Here is a 21,511-nt window from a genome sequence, read left to right on the forward strand (position 1 = left end):
AGGACCAGCACCAAATGCCAATCCTGTTAAATCATTCACATCAACCTCTGCTTCTTGCATCACCTCTTCCACCATTGGTTTTAATAACTCAATATGCTTACGAGGCGCGACAAGATAGCGCTCTATCAACTCTCCATCCATATAAAGCGCAGCAGAACACGCCTCTGTTGATGTATCAATTGCTAAAATTTTCACGCTTGTTCATCCATTGTGTAAATATCACCACAATATGGGCATGTTACCGAACCATCTTCATTCAGTGCTAAATAAACTCTTGGATGCAGATCCCACACATCGACATTCTCTGGTGGACAACAAACAATCACTTCTCTATCTTTAACATGGTGAGTCTCAGGATGAGCATTCATTAGATATTCCCTCTATAATTTTGATTAACGAGAAATTGGCTTATATTTCAAACGATGAGGTTGATCCGCATCCATACCTAAACGACGTTTACGATCAACTTCGTAATCTGCATAGTTACCTTGGAACCATTCAACGTGTGAATTACCTTCAAACGCTAAGATATGCGTTGCAACACGATCCAAGAACCAGCGATCATGCGAGATTACCACAACACAACCTGCAAATGCTAAGATCGCATCTTCAAGTGCACGCAATGTTTCAACGTCCAAGTCATTCGTTGGCTCATCCAGCAAGATAACATTGCCACCAGAACGCAATACTTTCGCTAAGTGAACACGATTACGCTCACCGCCTGATAAATCCTTGATGAATTTCTGCTGATCTGAGCCTTTAAAGTTAAAACGACCACAATATGCGCGTGAAGGGATTTCATAAGTACCTACACGAATAATATCTTGTCCTTCAGAAATCTCTTCCCAAACTGTCTTGCTACCATCCAAAGTGTCGCGGCTTTGGTCTACATAAGCCAATTGAACAGTTTCACCAACACGGAATGTTCCTTGATCTGGTTCTAAATGGCCAGTCATTAACTTAAATAGTGTTGATTTACCTGCACCATTTGGACCAATCACACCAACAATACCGCCGCGAGGCAAATTAAAGCTTAAGTTTTCATACAACAATTTATCGCCAAATGCTTTTGCAACATCTGTCGCTTCAATCACTAATTCACCCAAACGTGGGCCTGCTGGAATATAAATTTCCATTGTTTCGTTACGTTTTTGGAATTCTTGGCTTTCCAACTCTTCAAAACGCTGAATACGCGCTTTAGACTTAGCTTGACGGCCTTTAGCATTTTGACGAACCCATTCCAACTCTTGTTTCAATGTTTTAGCAAATGCTTCTTCTTGCTTTTGTTCAGTCTCTAAACGCTTATTTTTTTGCTCTAACCAGTTAGAGTAGTTACCTTCCCATGGAATACCATGTCCACGGTCAAGTTCTAAGATCCAACCCGCAACATTATCTAAGAAATAACGATCATGCGTTACTGCAACAACAGTACCAGGATAATCATGTAAGAAACGCTCCAACCAAGCCACAGATTCAGCATCCAAGTGGTTTGTTGGTTCATCTAATAACAACATATCTGGTTTAGATAATAATAATTTACATAAAGCAACACGACGTTTTTCACCGCCTGACAATACTGTCACATCAGCGTCCATAGGTGGTAAACGCAATGCATCTGCTGCGATTTCCAATTGACGCTCTAGCGCATGGCCATCAACCGTGCTTAAGAAAGATTCCAATTCTGCTTGCTTAGATGCCAATGCATCAAAGTCTGCATCTGGTTCCGCGTACGCTGCGTAAACTTTGTCTAATTCAGCCAACGCTTCTTTAATTGGGCCTAATGCTTGTTCTAAGTTACCACGAACATCCACTGTTTCATCCAATTGTGGCTCTTGTGCTAAGTAACCAATTTTAATACCAGTTTGAGCACGAGCTTCACCTTGAATCTCTTTATCAACGCCAGCCATGATCTTCAATAATGTGGATTTACCCGCACCATTCAAACCCAAAATACCGATTTTTGCGCCTGGGAAGAAAGAAAGTGAAATGTTTTTCAAGATCTCCCTTTTCGGTGGAACGATCTTGCTTACTCGGTTCATAGTATAGATAAACTGCGCCATACTTATTTGTTTTCCTTAAGTAGTAATATAAAAAATGAAGCCATTTTACCCTATTCGTGTTGAAAACGCTTGTTTTCAATGACAAATGTCAAAACCTATCATTTTCAGGCAGATTACAGCATATTTCCCTTGCTTTAACCCGAGTTCAAAATGGCTATTTAATAAGAAAAATGATACAACTAATCCATATAATTTATGAAAATATTCCAAATAGTCATTCACTAAATTTTTTTGGAGGTGCTCAATGAGCTCACCACAGAATAATAAAGCAAAAACAAGCCTGATTGTTGCAGCCATTGCCATCATTGCAGGTGCAGGTTGGTATTTTTCACAAGATGATCTTCAAGGCATTACAGCAAGTAATGGCCGAATTGAAGTAACACCATTGGATATTTCCACTAAGTTACCTGGCAGGATTAATACAATATCCGCCGATGAAGGTGATTATGTCGAAAAAGGTCAAGTTCTAGCAGTGATGCAATTGGATACTTTAGAAGCCCAATTAAATGAAGCTAAAGCACATCATCAACAAGCCATTCATCAAGCAAACAGCGCAAAAGCTGTGATCGCAGCAAGAGAAAGTGACAAAGCAGCCGCACAATCTGCGGTTTCTGCCAAAGAGAGCCAATTATATGCCGCAAATCGAAAATTACAGAGAATCCAAACATTAACATCAAAAGGTGCAACAACTGAACAAGATTTAGATGATCAAGAAGCTTACACCAAAGTTTTACAAGCTGAAATAGAAACAGCTAAAGCACGAGTTCAAGCAGCTCAAGCTGCGATTGATGCAGCCAAAGCGCAATATGTTGCCACAGAATCCCAGATCACAGCAGCACAAGCAACCATTGATCGTATTCAAGCAGACATTAAAGATGCAAACTTAATCGCCCCAGTCAAAGGCCGTATTCAATATAGAATTGCAGAACCTGGCGAAGTTTTAGGTGCAGGCGGCAAAGTTTTAAACTTATTAGACTTATCAAAAGTTCACATGACATTTTTCTTGCCAACACAAGCCATCATTGGCTTAGTGGCAGGCGAACAGGACGGTTCTGAAGTGCGCATTATATTGGATGGCGCCCCTGAATATGTGATTCCTGCACGCATTACTTTCATTTCTGCTGAGGCACAATTCACACCCAAAACAGTACAAACTGAAGATGAGCGCCAAAAATTAATGTACAGGGTTAAAGCAACATTTGATCCTGAATTACTCAAAAAGTACCAAAAATATATTAAAACTGGCGTCACAGGTGCAGCCTATATTAAAACAGATGATGAAATGCCTTGGCCAAAGCGCTTTGACATCAAACTATTGGAAGAACCTTCTGCTGAATAACTAACGGAAGGAGCTATCATGAAAAATCAATTCGTTGTCGCAATCAATGATCTTTCACTGAAATATGGTGAAATCACAGCACTGGATCATTTATCCATTCAAATCCCCACCAATATTGTTGTGGGATTAATTGGTCCAGATGGCGTTGGTAAATCGAGTTTACTTTCACTCATTTCAGGTGCACGCGCTATGCAAACGGGCGACATTTCAGTACTCAATGGAGACATGCGCCAAAAATCAGTGCGTGATGAAATTTGTCCCCGCATTGCTTATATGCCACAAGGGTTAGGTAAAAATCTCTATCCAACGCTTTCAGTCGAAGAAAATCTACAATTCTTTGGTCGTTTATTTGGACACGATGAATATGAGCGTAGACAACGCATTGATGATCTCACAAAAAGCACAGGTTTATATCCCTTCTTAAATCGCCCTGCAGGTAAATTATCTGGCGGAATGAAGCAAAAATTAGGCTTATGCTGTGCACTCATTCATGATCCTGATCTATTAATTTTAGACGAACCAACAACTGGCGTTGATCCTTTAGCTCGGGCACAGTTTTGGGATCTCATTGATCGCATTCGATTAGAAAGACCACAAATGAGCGTCATTGTGGCCACGGCTTATATGGATGAAGCCGAGCGTTTCGATTGGCTCATTGCCATGGATGATGGCAAAATTTTAGATACAGGCACACCAAAAGAGCTCTTACAGAAAACTGATAGTGATAATCTAGAAAGCGCGTTCATCCAGTTATTACCCAAAGAAAAACGTGAAAATTTCGAGCCTGTTAAAGTGCCTCCTTTAACATTTGAAGATGCTTCCATTGCAATTAAAGCTGACAGTTTAACCATGCGCTTTGGCGATTTTACTGCGGTTGATAATGTCAGTTTTGAAATCCATAAAGGTGAAATTTTTGGATTCTTAGGCTCCAATGGCTGCGGCAAATCCACTACTATGAAAATGCTTACAGGCCTATTACCCGCAACTGAAGGGAAAGCTTGGCTATTTGGTAAAGAAATTGATCCTAAAGATTTAGATACTCGCCGCCGCGTCGGGTATATGTCGCAAGCCTTCTCTTTATATAGTGAATTAACGGTATTACAAAACCTCGAATTACATGCGCGCTTATTCCATGTGCCTGACAATAAAATCAATGGGCGCATTAATGAAATGGTTGCACGCTTTGAGCTCAAAGATGTATTACATGCTTTACCTGATGATATTCCGCTTGGTATGCGTCAACGACTATCCTTAGCTGTTGCCATGGTGCACAAACCTGAGCTATTAATTCTTGATGAGCCAACATCAGGTGTTGATCCTGTTGCACGTGATAATTTCTGGCGTTTATTAATTGATTTATCTCGCAATGATGGCGTAACAATCTTTATTTCTACACACTTTATGAATGAAGCGCTGCGTTGTGACCGAATGTCCATGATGCATGCTGGCAAAGTGCTAGATAGTGATACGCCTCAGAAATTAATTGAAAAGCAAGGAACTGAAACATTAGAAGAAGCTTTTATCAAATACCTGATTGATGCAGGTGCTGGTACAGATGAATCAAATCAACCCAAAACATTGACACGCGATCACCCCGAAGATTCCACAACCAAACATTTCAAACGCTTTAGTTGGCAACGGTTATTAAGCTATACGTGGCGAGAAGCCTTGGAATTAAAACGTGATCCGATCCGTGCAACATTAGCATTATTAGGTTCAATCATTTTAATGATCGCCATTGGCTTTGGTATTACTCTGGACGTCGAAGATCTACCTTATGCAATCTTTGACCGAGACCAAACGACATTAAGCCACAACTATGCCAACAACATTTCAGGCTCTCGTTACTTTGTAGAGAAACCTCCAATTCATAGCTATGAAGAGTTGGATCGGCGGATGCAAAGTGGAGAAATTGCATTAGCAATAGAAATCCCTGGAAACTTTGCCCGAGATATTGCCAAAGGTACACCTGTTGCCATTGGCGCTTGGGTGGATGGCGCAATGCCAAAACGCGCAGAAACCATTCGCGGTTATGTCCAAGGTTTGCATCAAGGTTGGTTAATGAATGTTGCCAAATATGAATATGGTATTGAACTAAAACCCGCTTTCAATGTGGAAATGCGTTATCGCTATAATCCTGACATTAAGAGTATCCAAGCCATTGTTCCTGCTATCATTCCTATTTTATTGCTGTTAATTCCTTCAATGCTCACTGCACTTTCTGTTGTGCGTGAAAAAGAGATGGGCTCCATCATTAATCTTTATGTTACACCTGTTACAAAACTTGAGTTTTTACTTGGTAAGCAATTGCCATACATCGCAATATCAATGCTCAACTACGTTTTAATGATCATATTGGCCATCTACTTTTTTGGTGTACCAATGAAAGGCAGCTTCTTAGCTTTATCATTGGTGACATTACTATTTTGTCTGTTCTCAACAGGTTTTGGGCTATTTGCATCCACACTCACAAAAAGTCAAATTGGTGCAATATTCTTCACGGTGATTGGTACCTTGATTCCTGCCATCCAATTTTCAGGCTTGATCAACCCTGTTTCTTCTTTAGATTCTTTAGGCGCAATCATTGGCAGAGTTTATCCAACAGCACATATGCTAACGGCTTCTCGTGGTGTTTTCAGCAAAGCATTGCACATCAATTCACTCGGCCATGAGTTTATGATATTAGCGATTGTGGCGCCCATCATTATTTTGGCAAGTGTTTTGCTTTTGAAGAAACAGGAGGCGTAACATGAATCGTCAGAATATCGCCAACATCTATCATCTGGGCGTTAAAGAATTATGGAGCTTAATCCGCGATCCCATTCTTTTAATTCTCATCGCTTTTACATTCACCGTTTCTGTTTACACAGCCGCAACTGCGATGCCAGATGGTTTAAAAAATGCTTCCATTGTATTCGTGGATGAAGATCGTTCCACGCTGTCCAATAGAATTAAAACAGCTTTTTATCCACCTGAATTCACACAGCCAGAAGAGATCAATCTCAATGAAATGGATCGCGGTTTAGATAAAGGTGATTACACATTTGTTGTCAACATTCCGCCCTATTTTCAAAAAGATATTATGGCAGGCAAACAACCCTCGATTCAGCTAAACATTGATGCTACACGAATGTCACAAGCATTTACTGGCAATATGATTGTGAACCAAATTATTAATGGTGAGATCAATGAATTTATGGATCGTACGCGCCATGCTCAACAATATCCTGTGACTATTGAAGAACGTATGCGCTTTAATCCCAATTTAACTGCATCGTGGTTTGGCGCATTGATTGAGGTGATTAATCTCATCACGTTATTAACGATTGTATTAACGGGCGCTGCTTTAATACGTGAGCAAGAAAAAGGTACAGTGGAGCATCTACTTGTGATGCCATTAACACCTTTTGAAATTATGTTATCCAAGATTTGGTCGATGGGCATTGTTGTTTTAATCTCGGCAACATTATCTTTAATCTTTGTAGTTAAGGGCGCTTTAAATGTGCCCATTATTGGCTCCATTCCATTATTTTTAGTTGGTTCTGCACTACATCTATTCGCAGTCAGCGCGATCGGCATCTATTTAGCAACCATTGCACGTAATATGCCTCAATTTGGAATGTTAATGTTATTAGTACTCATCCCTCTACAAATGTTATCGGGCGGTATGACGCCACGAGAAAGCATGCCAGAAATCATTCAAAATGTCATGCTTATTGCACCCACAACACACTTTATTGAACTTGGTAAAGCGATTCTGTTCAAAGATGCAGGTTTTGCAATCGTTTGGAAACAATTTGTTATGTTATTACTGATTGGCAGCCTATTTTTCTACTTTGCTCACAAACGTTTTCGATCTACAATCTCAAAAATGGCTTAAAAAAATTATAAGAGGAAAATCCATGACACAAGAATCACAAAGCACAACACACAAAATATCTTCACCTGTAGAACTGTTAAACATTATCCAAAAGATTGAGTTATCCCCCAGCCACCATCTATTCTATTTAGGATTAAATAGTCCAAATGATGTTGCTAACTGTGGTTCACAACTTTCATTGGACGTTTCTCGTAATCCTTTAATCGCACTCTTTTTTGCTTGTGTAGATAATAGTCCAAATGATGGTGAGATCATCATTTATCATATCCCGAAACAAAAAATTAGCCGTGCATTAATGGGCCATGATAATGACATCCTTGTCCGAACAGAGCGAGGCACTTTCATATTTGTGAATGACCAACAACATGAAGCCAGCTTATTAGCGAAGGATAAATTGAGTAAAGCGCCCCTTGAAATCATTGTGGATCAAGATGCAAAACGCTCTATTATCCACGAGCTAGAAAAACTTGGTGTTTCTATGATTACACTTTATCCAGAAATGGCTTAATCAATTACTTTACATTTAGCCTGTTGCTGATCAATCGCCCATTGGATATGTTTTTTAAGAAAATCTTCTTCCATCTCCAAAGCTTGTAAAGCCTGAATGATTTCAGGATTATAGCTAGCATTACCTAATGCAACAGTGATATTTCGAATGAAACGAGCATGCCCAATTCGACGAATTGGCATGCCTTCTGTTTTCTTTAAAAAGGTAGTTTCATTCCACTTTAATAAATCTAATAAGCCAATGTCATTTAATGAATGTCGTGGTGTAAAATCTTCCAATACTTCATGATTCGCAAAACGATTCCATGGACAAAACAGCTGACAATCATCACAGCCAAAGATTCGATTGCCCATTAATGGACGAAGCTCTTCATCAATTTCGCCATAATGTTCGATCGTTAAGTAAGAAATACAGCGACGCGCATCCACAACATGCGGCGAAACAATCGCGCCCGTTGGACATTTTTGAATACATTTAGTACAGCGACCACAATGCTTATCCACAGGTTCACTTGGGATAACAATTGGCAACGTAATGAATAATTCACCCAAGAAAAAATAAGAACCTTTTTCACGGTCAATGATCAATGTATTTTTGCCGCTGAAACCCAAACCAGATCGCTCTGCTAATTCGCGTTCTAAAATTGGTGCGCTATCTGTAAATGCACGAAATTCTACATCAGGAAAATGTTCACGAATCCATTCACCTAATTTCGTTAATCGTTTACGAATCACATTATGATAATCTCGCCCTAAAGCATAACGTGCGATATACGCCTGCTGATCCTGCTTGAGCGTAATCATCGCTTCATCATTGTTGTGATAATACGGCAAGCGGAACGTCAAAATACTTTGGGTATTATCCATCAATGCACCAGGTGTAAAGCGCAAATCTCCATGCTTTTCCATATAATCCATTGTGCCGTGATAGCCTTTCTCTAACCAAGCTTCATAGCCTGCTTTCACATCCAATGGATCGGGCGATTGACTGCTAACATGCGTAAAGCCCAAATCTTGGGCTTTATCGGTTAATGCGGTAATGAATATCGGATCATTACAATCTGTAAACTGCTTATCCACGTAATTTCTTATGTAATCCCACTTCAACAATCGGATGAATAAAGCTACTCACATCGCCGTGCAAACGGAATGCTTCTTTAATCATGGATGAAGAAATAAATGAATATTTTTCTGATGGTGTTAAAAATAGTGTTTCCACTTCTGGACGTAAATTACGATTCAAACTCGCCATTTGAAATTCATATTCAAAGTCTGAAACGGCACGCAATCCTCGAATGATCACATCCGCTTTCATCTCTTTCATGTAATGAACCAGCAATGTTCTGAAACCTTGCACTTCAATATTTTCATCATTTTGAAAGATCTCTTCTGCCATTGCAATGCGCTCTTCCACTGTGAACAATGGACGTTTCGATGGAGAGGTTTCACTCGCAATCGCCACAATAACTTTATCAAAAATACGCGCAGCTCTTCTTGCAATATCGATGTGCCCATTCGTGATGGGATCAAATGTTCCAGGATAAACAGCGATGGTTTGTGTCATAATGATCTCTTTATTGTCACAAAAGAAAATGGGTATTATAACTTATGTCGGCATTCAATCCCCGAGCTTTATTGCATAAAAATCCTGAGTTATTGAAAGATCATGCTTTTTTGCACCATGAAATTGCAGAACGGCTTGTCACTTATCTGCAAGAGAATCCTACTTTTTCCCCAAAAAGCATTTTAGAAATGGGCAAAATGGATCAACAATTAATGACTGTATTTCAGGAAGCTTACCCGAATACAAGTTATGGAGAATTGAATGAAGGCGATGATCAAGCACCTGCGGATCTTATTATCAGCAATCTTTATCTACAAAACTCCGCCAATATCGAAACCACGATTCAAACCATGAAAGATCATTTGAATCCCAATGGTAAAATCTTTTTAAGCACTATCGCTGAAGGTAGTTTTGAGCATTGTATGATGGTGGATGGCCCAGAATTCAATGAATATCCTTCCATTAAGCGCTTAGGTGATTACTTACATTCGCAAGGCTTTGTGGATGTGATTATGCATTTGGAAAAAATTACTTTGCAATACAATGATCTTCAAGCATTATTGAAAGATATTCGTGTTGCTGGCGGGCGATTACAAGCGCCATTGATGAAAGGTTTACGCACTCAAAATTGGTATCAAGCTTGGGTGAATCATATGCATGAACAGGCTGATGACAATGGCATTTATGAAATCACCATCGAAATTTTGTATGGCCATGCACAAATGCCACCATTGCATTCAGCGCCGTTGAATGACAAGAACGAAGCTTTCTTTGATTTGAAAAAGCTCCGTACTCAAAATTTGTAATCTTTTAATCTAAAGTTGCTCAACTGCTCTTCATGAAGCATCCAATATGAAGAGCAATTTTTATATTGAGTGATTAGTGAACTATCGCACTCTTGTTATTCAACAACTCAGCCAATGTATTCCAGCCATAAGCTTTTGCATAATCTTCCGCTGTTTTGCCAAAGTTATTTTTAATAGATGCATCAGCGCCTTTTGCTAACAAAGTTTTTACAGAAACTAAGTTGCCTGCAATCGCTTCACGAATCAGCATTGTATTGCCCATTTCATCAACATTTACCAATTCAGCAGGATTTTCTGCCAAAAATTCACCCAAAGATTCTGCCATATTCCGATCCATTGGATGACTATCATGTTCAGCATCATCAAATAACATCAATGACACAGAAAAATCTTCATTGAAGGCTAAGCCCCAAGCTTGATCATGCTCTTTGCGCTCTTTATCACCCATTAATTGACGAATTGCTTGGATAGAAAAACCACCACAAACTTTTTCGCCATCACTCAACAACCAATCTTCCACATCACTCACACGAATACTGACTTGATCACCCACTTCTACATTCGTTAATTCATTAGGTTCATTGATCAAAGTACCCATGATTGCTTCGCCATCGAAGTAGATATCGTTGATCCACATGTGCTCCACAATTGGTTCACCGCCTTCCACATCTTGAGAAAATGCAGCTTTCACACTCGCAATCGACAATGCAGGAATAATTCTGCGATATTCCCATGATAATTCACGCCAAAAATATGGAAATGTTGCTTGTGCATGTTCAAATGCCTCTAGCATAGACATCTCATCCTGTTCAAAAAACGTAATCAAATTATCATTTGTTGTATCTTCAATATCTACATTCTTGCGCTTAAAAAAGTTAAATATCCCCATGTTTTCCCTTCACTTAAATATTTATAAAATTTTTTATTCGAATGAATTATATATTCTTTAATAACACAGGATAATATTAATTTTAATCTCTAAGAACATGTTAATATCAGGCACTATTACGGATTAATATGAAGTGATTAATATGCATAACAATAATTCATTACCGCCCTATATCGGCCTTCATGACAAAGTGATTTTATATGATGGCATTTGCCGATTATGTGCAGGTTGGGCAAAATTTATTATTCGTCACGATCATAAACATCATTTTAAACTTGTCACCGTGCAATCGCCTGAAGGGCAAGCTTTACTCGCACATTTCAATTTACCTTTAGATCACTATGAAACCATGGCATTGATTGAAGGCACGCAAATTTATACACAATCTACAGCTTTCATTCGTGTCATGGCGCGTTTGCCTTGGGTTTTTAAAGGTGCTGCGATCAGTTGGATCATTCCTAAATTTATCCGTGATTATCTCTATAAGAAAATCGCCCTGAATCGTTATCATCTCTTTGGCAAGAATGATTCCTGCATCATGCCAACGCCCGATCATACTGCTAGATTTTTGGACAAAACGATCAACGATGTTAATAAATCTAGTTATGAACATCAAATGCTGTATTTATTGCTAGGTAAAGATCAATATCAACATTTACCACAAATCATCAAAGAGTTTCATCAATCGCCCAATAGTGTTTGGCAAGGCTCAGCTCGAGTTGGTGGCACTCATTCACTATTATTGAATATCATTCGTACCATTAATTCATTACCTAAAATTACACCACAAACGCCGATCAATGTCAGCGTGCATTATCGTGGTAATGAAGAAGTTTGGGTAAGGCAATTTGGGCAAAATACTTTCACATCTTATTTAGGCTGCGATCTTAATAAGAAATTAATGTATGAACGCATTGGACCATTGCGGTTTTATTTTAAATTGCGCGTTGAAGCGAATGCTTTGCATTGGGATTTTGATTCTTTCTCTTTCCTGCATTGCCCACTACCAAAGTTTCTAGCACCGAAAGCAGATGCTCGTGAAAGTATATCGGAAGATGGTAAATACCAATTCATGGCATATGTTCATTTGCCAATACTAGGAACATTAGTAGATTATGATGGTGAATTAGTGGCAGACATAACCACATAGTGAATTTAAAACCTCATAAACTGTTGTATCTTGTAACGTATTTGCAATTTCATAATGAGATTGCCCATGATGTTCGGTGTGTAATTGAATCACTAATACAGGTTCTGAAACCCATTGACCATCTTTTCTCTCTTCAACTTCAATATGCTGAACATCATCCCAATCAATGCGCGATGAAAACACCTGCCCATTGATCACGCTGATGCCTTGCTGATCAAACAATATTGCCATCTCCGCTTTGGGCGCTTTTTTGAATCCTAATAAGGACAGTAATGATGTCTCACTTTTAGGCTGATAAAATACAGGCTCTTTACTATCAATCACAACAGGTGGATAAACCAAGCGATTTCTTTCAGCATTTAAACGATCCGTTAAATCCGAAAGATTATGCCCTTTAATCACATCTCTAAATAGTACTAATATCGGTGAATCGTACTGTTTCTGTAAACTTTTTTGGAAAATTCGCCCTGGCATATGTTTGAGCTTTCCAAGCTCAACATCATCACTTAACTCCACCACAATGTATTGCTTACTATATTTGCCTGATCGATCCAAGATATAGTCAAACTTTTGAATGTTCCCCCATGGAATTTCAATATCATCTTGTAATAAATAAGGATAACGAAAACCCGATGCAGTTGTTTCAATGGTTGGGTTTTTCGCATTTTTCTTCTGCACAACTAATACATAAGCAAAAAAGCAACCTGCTAATATCGAAATAACCACTGAAAAGATAATTAAGCTTTCGATGCCAAATGTTGGCATTGTTGCCAATATTGATAACAGCACTAGAAAAGATACGGGCAACACAACACCTAAGCCAATAATTAGTATAATTGTTTGCCAAAAAATAACCGTCATATCTCTATAAATCTTCATCCGTGCCCTTGCTAAATTTGCTTAATAATAATGATCCAATGAATTTTTCACTTCATAAACGCTAGTATCTTTCAGCGTATTAAAAATTTCATAATATTTTTTATCAGCATTTATGGATGATTTCAATTCGATCACTAGAACGGGCTGTGCAATTTTTTTACCTTTTTGTTGTGTTTCTATCTCTATGCTTAATACATCTTGCCACGCAATGGGCGGTGAAAATTTTTGATCATCCAGTATCTCAATACCTTCTTCATCAAAGCTAATCGCAATATCTGGGCTAAAGAACTCACGAATACGATCGTACAATAATTTAAGTATAATGAGTATCATCACTGCGCCAAAAATCATCATAAATATTTTAAGTTCGGAATTATCTCTAATCAAAAAATATGGAGGCGCTAAAAAACCTACGCTTGTCAAACCAATTGGGGTTAGCTGCTTTGTTAATGGCATATCGCTTTTGCTATAAAATACAGGCTCATCTTTATGAATAAACGCATGTGGTGCTGTCATGCGTTTACGCTCTGCATTTAAACGATCTGCAAGATCTGGAAGACTATAATCTTTAATGATGTCTTCAAAAAATATGAGTATCGGATGATCATATTTTTTCTGTACAGCTTTCAATAAACTCAGACCTGGCACTTTCTTAAAAGCGCCAACATCAATGCTGTTTTCTAATTCAACGACAATATAGTAACTTGTAGAATCTCCATCACTATCTTCAATATATTCAAATTTTTTAATATTTTCCCAACTGATTTCAGGATTATCACGCAATAAATAAGGATAGCGAATACCTGCTTCTGTAATCTCTATAGTTGGTTGATATATACAAAACAGGTGAAGAATAACACAATACACGCTGTACAAAACTATTATCCCAACGCCAATTAAAAGTAAGACGAGGATAAACCCTAGCCCACCACCACTTTTATCGATCATTAGTAATTCGACTAACTCCAACATTACAATAAATAGAATGGAGGAGCAGAAAATATAAAGCATATAACGCCACAAAATTCTCTTCATATCCCGATAAATTTTCATGCTAAATGATCCCATTAATAAATATTTTTATAACTATCTAGAAAAATTCATTCAATCTTTTTATTGCACCAATCAAACATCTTTTTAACGCACCTATTTAAAAGTACTAAAATGATCCCCATTGATTGGTACAATGATCCTATACTTAACCATTATTGTTTTACTTGGAGAATCTTATGTTTTCAGTAACAGACAACGCATTCAAACAGCTCGATATACAATTAGCATCCGCGGCTGAAAAATACATCAACATCGCAATTCGTAAATCAGGTTGCTCTGGTTATAAATATTTCATCGAATTATGTGATGATACAACAGACAAACTCGTATTAACAGAAAGCCCTGTCAAAATCGTGACGGACAAAGCAAACGAACCTTATGTACAAAATGTACAGTTAGATTATATTCAAGAAGGCTTAAATCGTAGCTTTAAGTTCAGTAATCCAGATGCGAAAAGCGAATGTGGTTGCGGCGAAAGCTTCATGTTTTAACTGAGGAATAGATTATGTGTGGAATTGCAGGGATATTAAGTTTTACAGACGTGCGCCCAGAAGCATCGCTTTTGGAGACAATGAGTGAACCATTAAAACGTCGTGGACCAGATGGCGGCAAAGTTTTTTGCGAAGGGCCAATTGGCTTTGCACATCGTCGTTTGGGCATCATTGATGTGGATTCGCGTGCGGATCAACCATTTCACCATATTGATACTGGCAATACAATGGTTTTCAACGGTACGATCTATAATTATCGTGAACTGCGTTCTGTATTAAAAGACAAGGGCCATCAATTCCATACAGAAAGTGATACAGAAGTATTATTAAAGTCTTATGCTGAATGGGGCGAAAAATGCGTCAATCATTTGATTGGTATGTTCGCCTTTGCCATTTGGGATCGCAAAAAACAAAAAATGTTTGTGGCGCGTGATCGCATTGGCATTAAGCCATTGTATTTCTCACATGATCAAAAGAATTTCCTATTTGCATCGAATACTCAGAGCTTATTAGCTTCTAAGTTAGTGGATACAGATATCAACCCAATTGCATTGCAATATATGTACACATTGCACGCAGTTGTGCCTGCGCCTTATACGATCTTTAAAGGTATTCATAAATTAAAGCCTGCTCACTATTTATGGGTAGATTTACAAGGCAAAATTGAAGAATTCCAATATTGGTCATTGGATGCTGAAAACAAACACAGCGATTGGACAGATGCTGATTGGCGCGATGCTATCGAGGACAAGTTGCGTACCGCTGTTCGTCGTCGTTTATTGGCAGCAGATGTTCCTGTCGGCGTTTTATTATCAGGTGGATTAGATTCTTCTTTAATCGTTGCTTTAGCGCATGAAGAAGGCATTAAAGATTTACAGACTTTCTCCATTGGCTTTGAAGATCAACCTGAAGAGAAAGGTTCAGAATTTGAATTTTCTGATCAAGTGGTTGAGCGTTACCAAACCAATCACTTCAAATATTTGATTGAAAATGGCCAAGCATTAACACGTTTACCTGAAGCTGTTTCACAAATGACTGAACCTTTATTTGGACAAGATGCTATTGGCTTCTACTTATTATCAGAGCAAGTTTCCAAGCAAGTTCGCGTCGTACAAAGTGGACAAGGCGCGGATGAAGTTTTTGGTGGTTATTTCTGGTATCCACAAATGGCAGAAAGCAATGAACGTGATCCTTTACTCCGCTTCAGCCAATACTATTTTGACCGTGATTATCCTGAATTATGCGATACATTTGCACCGAAATTCCAAATGGATGACATCGTGGGTGAATATGTCCGTGATCAATTAACAAAGCCTTATGCTTCGACTTATTTGGATCAAGTTTTCCGCTTTGATACCACAGCATTGATCGTGGATGATCCTGTAAAACGCGTGGATAACATGACGATGGCGCATGGCTTAGAAGCGCGCGTGCCATTCTTGGATCATGAATTAGTGGAATTGGCTGCAAGCATGCCAGAACATTACAAATTGATGCACGGTGGCAAAGGTATTTTGAAAGAAATCGCGCGTGGCAAGATTCCTGACAGCATCATTGATCGCCCGAAAGCATATTTCCCAATGCCTGCATTGAAATATGTTCGTGGTGAATTCTACGACATGATGCACTCAGCATTGACGAGCGAGAAAGCTAAATCACGCGGCATTTTTAATCCAAAATATGTGGATCGTTTATTGAATCATCCTGAATCACCTGATAACTTCACTCGCATTCAAGGTTCTAAGTTGTGGCACTCTGCCCTATTAGAAATTTGGCTACAAGAAGTTTTGTAGTTCTTAACCAATATTAATTCATAACAATACATCATCTCCAACGGGGATGATGTTGATCACTAAAAATATGGCTTTTAATTCCTCGGAATTTCTTAAAACAACGCCTACTAAACCCGGCATCTACATCATGCGTGATGATAAAGATGTCATCATTTATGTGGGCAAAGCTAAAAATCTTAAAAATCGCTTAACAAGCTATTTTCGTGCTTCAGGCTTATCCACGAAAACGATGGCGCTCGTAGCCAATATTCATTCCATTGAAGTCACGATCACCAATAGTGAAAACGATGCTTTACGATTAGAGAGCAATCTCATTAAAAAGCATCGCCCGCGCTATAACGTGAGCTTGATTGATGATAAAAGTTATCCTTATATTTATCTTTCCACAGGCAAATATCCGCGTTTATCTTATTATCGTGGTAGCAAAAAATTGAAAGGCCAATATTTTGGTCCTTATCCTTCCTCTTCCGTTGTACGCGAAACTTTAGATTTAATGAAGAAAATCTTCTTAGTTCGCCAATGTGAAGATTCTGTCTTTAAGCATCGCACGCGCCCTTGTCTGCAATATCAAATCAAGCGTTGCAGTGCGCCTTGCGTAGAGAAAGTTTCTGCCGAGCAATATCAAAAAGATGTACACAATGCTGTGATGTTTTTAGAAGGTAACTCACAAGGCTTAATCTCTGAATTAGTCCGCAAGATGCAAGAATATGTGGACGCTTTAGCCTTTGAAAAAGCAGCCATCATTCGTGATCAAGTGAAAGCTTTGCAATTCATTCAATCCAAAAATGACATTGAACAAGGCAATGCTTCCATTGATTTAATTGCTTATGTGCGTGAATCAGATATTCATGTGCTACAAGTTTTAACGATTCGTGATGGCCGAGTTTTAGGTGCGCGTGCTTATTTCCCAAAAGTGCCTGATGATACGGAAGCTGATGAAGTAATGCGAAGCTTCATCGAGCAATATTATGACATTGCAAGAAAGCCACCACGTAATATCATCCTCAACATTCCGTTACAATTGGAAGATCAAGTTTGGCTAGAAAGTAGTTTAACGGATTTGGCTGAACGCAAAGTGATTTTGCAAAATAATGTGAAGGGTCAACGCGCACGCTGGCTAGAACTCGCAGCCAAAAATGCCGAGCAAGCGATCGAGATTAAATTGGCAAGCTCAAGCAATATCACGCACCGTTTACACAGTTTAGCGAAAGTATTGGATCTCGATATTATTAAGCGCATCGAATGCTTTGATATTTCCCACAGCTTTGGGGAAAAAACTGTGGCTTCTGATGTGGTTTATACACACGAAGGATTCACCAAGAAATTCTATCGCCGATTCAACATCGAAGACATTACAGGCGGTGATGATTATGCCGCAATGCGCCAAGCATTAACGCGCCGTTTCAGTAATACTGAAGATAATCCTTTGCCTGATATTCTCTTAATTGATGGTGGTAAAAATCAATTAAATGTTGGGATTGAAGTGATGGATGAACTCAATATCCATTCGGTTTTATTGATCGGCGTTGCCAAAGGTGAAGGCAGAAAAGTTGGCTTAGAAACTTTATGGAAAGCAGGCGATGACATTCCGATCCCGATTGAAAGTACAAGCGCCGCATTTCATTTGATCACACAAATTCGTGATGAAGCACATCGCTTTGCGATTGAAGGACATCGCTCTCAGCGTGATAAATTGCGCCGCCGCTCATTATTGGAAGATATCAAAGGCGTTGGCCCACAACGCAGAGCAACTTTGCTCAGCCATTTTGGTGGGTTGGAAGCTTTGAAAAAAGCAGACATCGAAGCCATTGCTAAAGTTCCCGGAATCAGTGAAACTTTAGCAAAAGTGATTTATGATGCATTGCATGAGAATTAAGGAAAATAACATGCTCAAACTCATCGCTGAAGATTTTATTGATCCCACAAAAATTAAGATCATTTTGCCTTTATATCAAGAACTCGTAGAAGCAACCCATAAAGAAGCAGGTTGCATTAGCTATGAGCTTTGCCATGATCTTAAAAATCCTGGGCACTTTATCTTTATAGAAGAATGGCAAGATTATGATGCATTGGATACCCATGTTGCTTCCGAGCATTTCCAACGCTTAGTGCCACAAATTGATGCTTATAGCATTAAAGAAGGTAGATTCACACACATAGAATCTGTTTTATTCACGCATTAAATACATTTGCATTTCTATTTTTGTGAAGTATACGCCTGCCCCGGATGTCTTAAATTATTTTCATAAAGACGCTGAAGTTTTCCTTCTGCTACCATAGGATTTAAATATGTCTTACGAATATTATCCGTATCTCTGTCAAGTAGAATAGCTATAACTTTGATACTTAAGTAATAATCTGAGCACAGCAACTCAATAATTTTTTCAACTTCATCTCTTTGACCTCTTCTTGACGCTCTAATATTAACAGTTAAGCCATAGAAATAATCGAGAATATCCTTTGGAATTTGCTGTACCTCAATAAATACTGACAGTGTAAGCTCCGGCGTAAGCTCCGGCGTAAGCTCCGGCGTAAGCTCCGGCGTAAGCTCCGGCGTAACACTTAAATTGTCATTTTTTTCCTGTATTCCCAACCACTTATGAAGATCATCGTTATTGAGCGTATCATCAATTAATAGAACATGTTCTTCCGACGGTAATTTAAACCCAAACTCATCATTCTGATTTTTAAAAATTGACAACCAAGGTAAATAATAAATACGTCCTCTGCTCTTTCCATAAGCACGTAAAATATTATCAGCAACTAATTTAGTTAGCATTTTTGTAATATCTGAAGCATGGTTATCACACATTGTTTGTATGCGATTATTATTAACTCTTAGCTCAATATAAGCTGTTGCAACTGTTAATTTCTCTAGTTCAGTAAGACTTTGGAAAATATCACCTAACTTCTCTTGCAGAGTTTGCATAACGCTATCTGGAAGTAAACTATGCATCGTAAGCTTAATTAGTGTTTGTTCCGGATTATCTATCTGCTCAAATACAGGTTGTTGCCATTGCTGAAGTTTCCAACCATGAACAATATTAGGTATACCAGATCCCGCTTTTTCACCATAACCAACTAATTGAAACATAGTCTGTAAACGTCTATTACGACAATCACTATTACCACCAGCCAAAGCTAACTCTAAGGGAACTCGCATCAATCCTGGGTTACGAAATCCAAAGAGATCCGGTCGCTTTACTATTAAAATGGACATACGACCAGAATAATCTGCATGAATAAGACTATTTACTAAAGCTTCTCTAAGTGCGACATGAACAGGAGTATCATCCTGCCTTTGCCCATCATTTACACTAAAAGGTACTTGCAAATCTTTAACTAGCTTAGGATATACTTTTCTAAAAAAATCATAAATATTCCCTGACCATGTTCCATCAACGGCAACTCGGTCAATCCAACGTCTTTCAGTTTTAGCCTCTGGCCTCTCTTGATAATCCAACATGAAATTTGGTAACGCATCAACAATTGATTCAGATTGCCCAAACATTAACAAACCAGCTAAACGGACTTTGGTTTCTCTAGAAGATCTCTCAATACCTAAAGCACCGATTTTAACTAGGAATTCTTCTAAAGGTAAATCAATCCATGAATGCCCTACTTTCACAGCAGAAAATCTATTTCGATAGGCAGAGATTGTAGACATATCAAAGTCCTCTATCGAAAATCCAGATAAAAACTTTTCATCTCTAGAATCTTCTACCTGTTCAGCAAGTAGACGTTTGACAGTTTCTTTATCAGCTCTAAAATCCCCCTCATTCTGACGAATATATGTTTCCTTCATAACTTTATCATCTAAATAAACAGGTTTTTGATGCCTATCTGCTCGAGGAATGGTAATTCGGATGACATTAACCCCATCAATACTAACAACAGAGAAAGATTCCTCTGAAAGTAAATTACAACTCACTTTTTGAGGATTATTAATAGTGCTGAATAAATCTTTTTTTACTCTTTCTATATCTTTAATACCAATAGGAGTAAATATATTATTTTTTTCAGCTATTCCTAACCAAACTTCACCACCAACAGTATTAGCCATCGCAGAATAAGTAGGCCAAAAATCTTTAGGTAATTCTCCTTGTCCATCTTTACCTTGAGCTGCCTTGCATTCAATTTCTTGCCCTTCCGCAATTATATAAAAATCTTCTAATAATAAATTTTCCATGAACATGACAGCCTTAAAAGTATGCAATATATTCTCTATAATTCTACCAAAAATAACATATTGATGAGTTGATAGATTCTCTCACCCTACTAATAAGATAAGAACTTTACGCATTTCCAACGTTTAGTACCACAAATTGATGCTTATAGAATCGCAGAAGGTAGATTCACTCACATGGAGCCTGTTTTATTTAAAGATTAAGCATTATAATAAATGGATCTTCCCCAATATCTTTTGGATATTCTCACAATGATCTTTCGCAAGCAGTGAATGACAGCTTTAGGCACTAGTTTAGTGTCACGCTTGAATGTGTTAAAGACTTAACGCTGCTGCTTGTTATCGCCTTTAGCACAACTATTCTCATTCCAAAAAAGTGCTAAAGATGAATTATTCTCAATATAAACATGATGTTATAGCTATTCCATGCGGATGGCTTTTTGTCGTGTTCGATTTTTACCAAGGAAATTCTCATGAATCCTAATCTTCCGCTTTCATTTCATGATGCCAAATTCTGCACCATTCGCTTAAAACCTGGCGATGATCTGCTCCATGAAATCAGAATCCTAGCCACAACGCACAATATCAAAGCAGGCTTCATTGCTTCATCTGTCGGTAGCTTATCGCAATTTGGCTTGCGCTATGCAGGTAAACCTGATGCAACGATCCAACAAGGTTGCTATGAGATCGTTTCCTTAATCGGCACAATCGAAACTACAGGCGAGCATATTCATCTATCTGTTTCTGATGAAAATGGTGCAATGCTTGGTGGACATGTAATGGAAGGCTGCATAGTACGCACCACTTTAGAAATCGTCATTGGCATTTTAGACAATTGCCAATATAGCCGAGAACATTGTGATCTCTCAGGCTACGATGAACTTATTATCACATCTATTTAATTCAATATTTTA

At 38.4% G+C, this 21,511-nt stretch carries 19 protein-coding genes and 2 pseudogenes (1 of these 21 cut by a window edge); 12 read left to right on the forward strand and 9 right to left on the reverse strand.

Translation table 11 applies throughout. The annotated features are described in order from the left end of the window. The 3 genes in view from tsaB to ettA are tightly spaced (at most 24 nt apart) and all read right to left on the reverse strand, a layout consistent with a single transcriptional unit that may run on beyond the window. Positions 1-195, reverse strand: partial view of a tRNA (adenosine(37)-N6)-threonylcarbamoyltransferase complex dimerization subunit type 1 TsaB gene (tsaB, locus tag ACA100_RS02105; RefSeq protein WP_481078365.1) — the 5' end (the start) only. 513 nt of this gene lie to the left of the window's left edge; 195 of the gene's 708 nt are visible here — the first part of the coding sequence; its start codon is at positions 193-195; its stop codon lies beyond the left edge, outside the window. Next, complete coding sequence (locus tag ACA100_RS02110) at positions 192-368, reverse strand: zinc-finger domain-containing protein (protein ID WP_481078366.1); 177 nt, start codon at positions 366-368, stop codon at positions 192-194. The genes tsaB and ACA100_RS02110 overlap by 4 nt, the downstream gene beginning before the upstream one ends. Positions 369-392: 24 nt before the next feature. Further along, positions 393-2,060: an energy-dependent translational throttle protein EttA gene (ettA, locus tag ACA100_RS02115; RefSeq protein WP_481078367.1), complete on the reverse strand. Its 1,668-nt coding sequence runs from the start codon at positions 2,058-2,060 to the stop codon at positions 393-395. Between the two features lie 244 nt (positions 2,061-2,304). On the opposite strand from ettA, the gene ACA100_RS02120 reads away from it, so the two are divergent. The 4 genes from ACA100_RS02120 to ACA100_RS02135 are packed head-to-tail and all read left to right on the forward strand — an operon-like array spanning position 2,305 to position 7,787. Continuing rightward, the gene (locus ACA100_RS02120) at positions 2,305-3,399 is read left to right on the forward strand and encodes an HlyD family secretion protein (protein WP_481078368.1); all 1,095 of its coding nucleotides are present in this window, start codon (positions 2,305-2,307) and stop codon (positions 3,397-3,399) included. 18 nt (positions 3,400-3,417) lie between these two features. Further along, positions 3,418-6,147: a ribosome-associated ATPase/putative transporter RbbA gene (gene rbbA / locus ACA100_RS02125; RefSeq protein WP_481078369.1), complete on the forward strand. Its 2,730-nt coding sequence runs from the start codon at positions 3,418-3,420 to the stop codon at positions 6,145-6,147. A gap of 1 nt (position 6,148) precedes the next feature. Beyond that, positions 6,149-7,279, forward strand: coding sequence for an ABC transporter permease (locus tag ACA100_RS02130; RefSeq protein ID WP_481078370.1), 1,131 nt, complete (start codon positions 6,149-6,151; stop codon positions 7,277-7,279). 22 nt (positions 7,280-7,301) lie between these two features. Beyond that, the gene (locus tag ACA100_RS02135) at positions 7,302-7,787 is read left to right on the forward strand and encodes a hypothetical protein (RefSeq protein ID WP_481078371.1); all 486 of its coding nucleotides are present in this window, start codon (positions 7,302-7,304) and stop codon (positions 7,785-7,787) included. On the opposite strand, the gene queG is transcribed toward ACA100_RS02135, so the two are convergent. Both queG and coaD read right to left on the reverse strand, forming a co-directional pair. Next, on the reverse strand, positions 7,784-8,866 hold the full coding sequence (queG, locus tag ACA100_RS02140) for a tRNA epoxyqueuosine(34) reductase QueG (RefSeq protein ID WP_481078372.1): 1,083 nt from the start codon (positions 8,864-8,866) through the stop codon (positions 7,784-7,786). The genes ACA100_RS02135 and queG overlap by 4 nt on opposite strands. Then, positions 8,859-9,350, reverse strand: coding sequence for a pantetheine-phosphate adenylyltransferase (gene coaD, locus ACA100_RS02145; protein ID WP_481078373.1), 492 nt, complete (start codon positions 9,348-9,350; stop codon positions 8,859-8,861). Before coaD ends, queG begins: the two co-directional genes overlap by 8 nt. Before the next feature lie 44 nt (positions 9,351-9,394). Between coaD and ACA100_RS02150 the strand changes: the two genes are divergently transcribed. Beyond that, positions 9,395-10,156, forward strand: coding sequence for a methyltransferase domain-containing protein (locus tag ACA100_RS02150; RefSeq protein WP_481078374.1), 762 nt, complete (start codon positions 9,395-9,397; stop codon positions 10,154-10,156). 73 nt (positions 10,157-10,229) lie between these two features. Here the strand turns inward: ACA100_RS02150 and ACA100_RS02155 are convergent, their stop codons facing one another. Then, complete coding sequence (locus ACA100_RS02155) at positions 10,230-11,045, reverse strand: DUF2314 domain-containing protein (RefSeq protein WP_481078375.1); 816 nt, start codon at positions 11,043-11,045, stop codon at positions 10,230-10,232. Between the two features lie 142 nt (positions 11,046-11,187). Between ACA100_RS02155 and ACA100_RS02160 the strand changes: the two are divergent. Together ACA100_RS02160 and ACA100_RS02165 are read left to right on the forward strand one after the other, a co-directional pair. After that, positions 11,188-11,616: pseudogene (locus tag ACA100_RS02160) on the forward strand (thiol-disulfide oxidoreductase DCC family protein); the annotation flags it as partial. A gap of 96 nt (positions 11,617-11,712) precedes the next feature. After that, a pseudogene (locus ACA100_RS02165) lies at positions 11,713-12,195 on the forward strand (DUF4166 domain-containing protein); the annotation flags it as partial. Here the strand turns inward: ACA100_RS02165 and ACA100_RS02170 are convergent. After that, complete coding sequence (locus ACA100_RS02170; RefSeq protein ID WP_481078376.1) at positions 12,172-13,074, reverse strand: hypothetical protein; 903 nt, start codon at positions 13,072-13,074, stop codon at positions 12,172-12,174. The pseudogene ACA100_RS02165 and the gene ACA100_RS02170 overlap by 24 nt on opposite strands. 21 nt (positions 13,075-13,095) lie before the next feature. Then, complete coding sequence (locus ACA100_RS02175; protein ID WP_481078377.1) at positions 13,096-14,127, reverse strand: hypothetical protein; 1,032 nt, start codon at positions 14,125-14,127, stop codon at positions 13,096-13,098. A gap of 176 nt (positions 14,128-14,303) precedes the next feature. Between ACA100_RS02175 and ACA100_RS02180 the strand changes: the two genes are divergently transcribed. The 4 genes from ACA100_RS02180 to ACA100_RS02195 are packed head-to-tail and all read left to right on the forward strand — an operon-like array spanning position 14,304 to position 18,594. After that, positions 14,304-14,618, forward strand: a complete 315-nt coding sequence (locus ACA100_RS02180; protein WP_481078378.1) for a HesB/IscA family protein — start codon at positions 14,304-14,306, stop codon at positions 14,616-14,618. 14 nt (positions 14,619-14,632) lie between these two features. Continuing rightward, positions 14,633-16,411: an N-acetylglutaminylglutamine amidotransferase gene (locus tag ACA100_RS02185; RefSeq protein WP_481078379.1), complete on the forward strand. Its 1,779-nt coding sequence runs from the start codon at positions 14,633-14,635 to the stop codon at positions 16,409-16,411. Between the two features lie 49 nt (positions 16,412-16,460). After that, the gene (gene uvrC / locus ACA100_RS02190) at positions 16,461-18,287 is read left to right on the forward strand and encodes an excinuclease ABC subunit UvrC (RefSeq protein WP_481079092.1); all 1,827 of its coding nucleotides are present in this window, start codon (positions 16,461-16,463) and stop codon (positions 18,285-18,287) included. A gap of 10 nt (positions 18,288-18,297) precedes the next feature. Next, the gene (locus tag ACA100_RS02195) at positions 18,298-18,594 is read left to right on the forward strand and encodes a putative quinol monooxygenase (protein ID WP_481078380.1); all 297 of its coding nucleotides are present in this window, start codon (positions 18,298-18,300) and stop codon (positions 18,592-18,594) included. A 14-nt stretch (positions 18,595-18,608) separates the two neighbouring features. On the opposite strand, the gene ACA100_RS02200 is transcribed toward ACA100_RS02195, so the two are convergent. Beyond that, positions 18,609-20,600: an RNA-binding domain-containing protein gene (locus tag ACA100_RS02200; RefSeq protein WP_481078381.1), complete on the reverse strand. Its 1,992-nt coding sequence runs from the start codon at positions 20,598-20,600 to the stop codon at positions 18,609-18,611. 470 nt (positions 20,601-21,070) lie between these two features. Here ACA100_RS02200 and ACA100_RS02205 point away from each other — a divergent pair, with 470 nt between their 5' ends. Further along, complete coding sequence (locus tag ACA100_RS02205) at positions 21,071-21,499, forward strand: PPC domain-containing DNA-binding protein (RefSeq protein ID WP_481078382.1); 429 nt, start codon at positions 21,071-21,073, stop codon at positions 21,497-21,499. The last annotated feature ends 12 nt before the right edge of the window (positions 21,500-21,511 follow it).

The sequence above is a fragment of the Wohlfahrtiimonas sp. XWW7 genome (assembly GCF_056716055.1).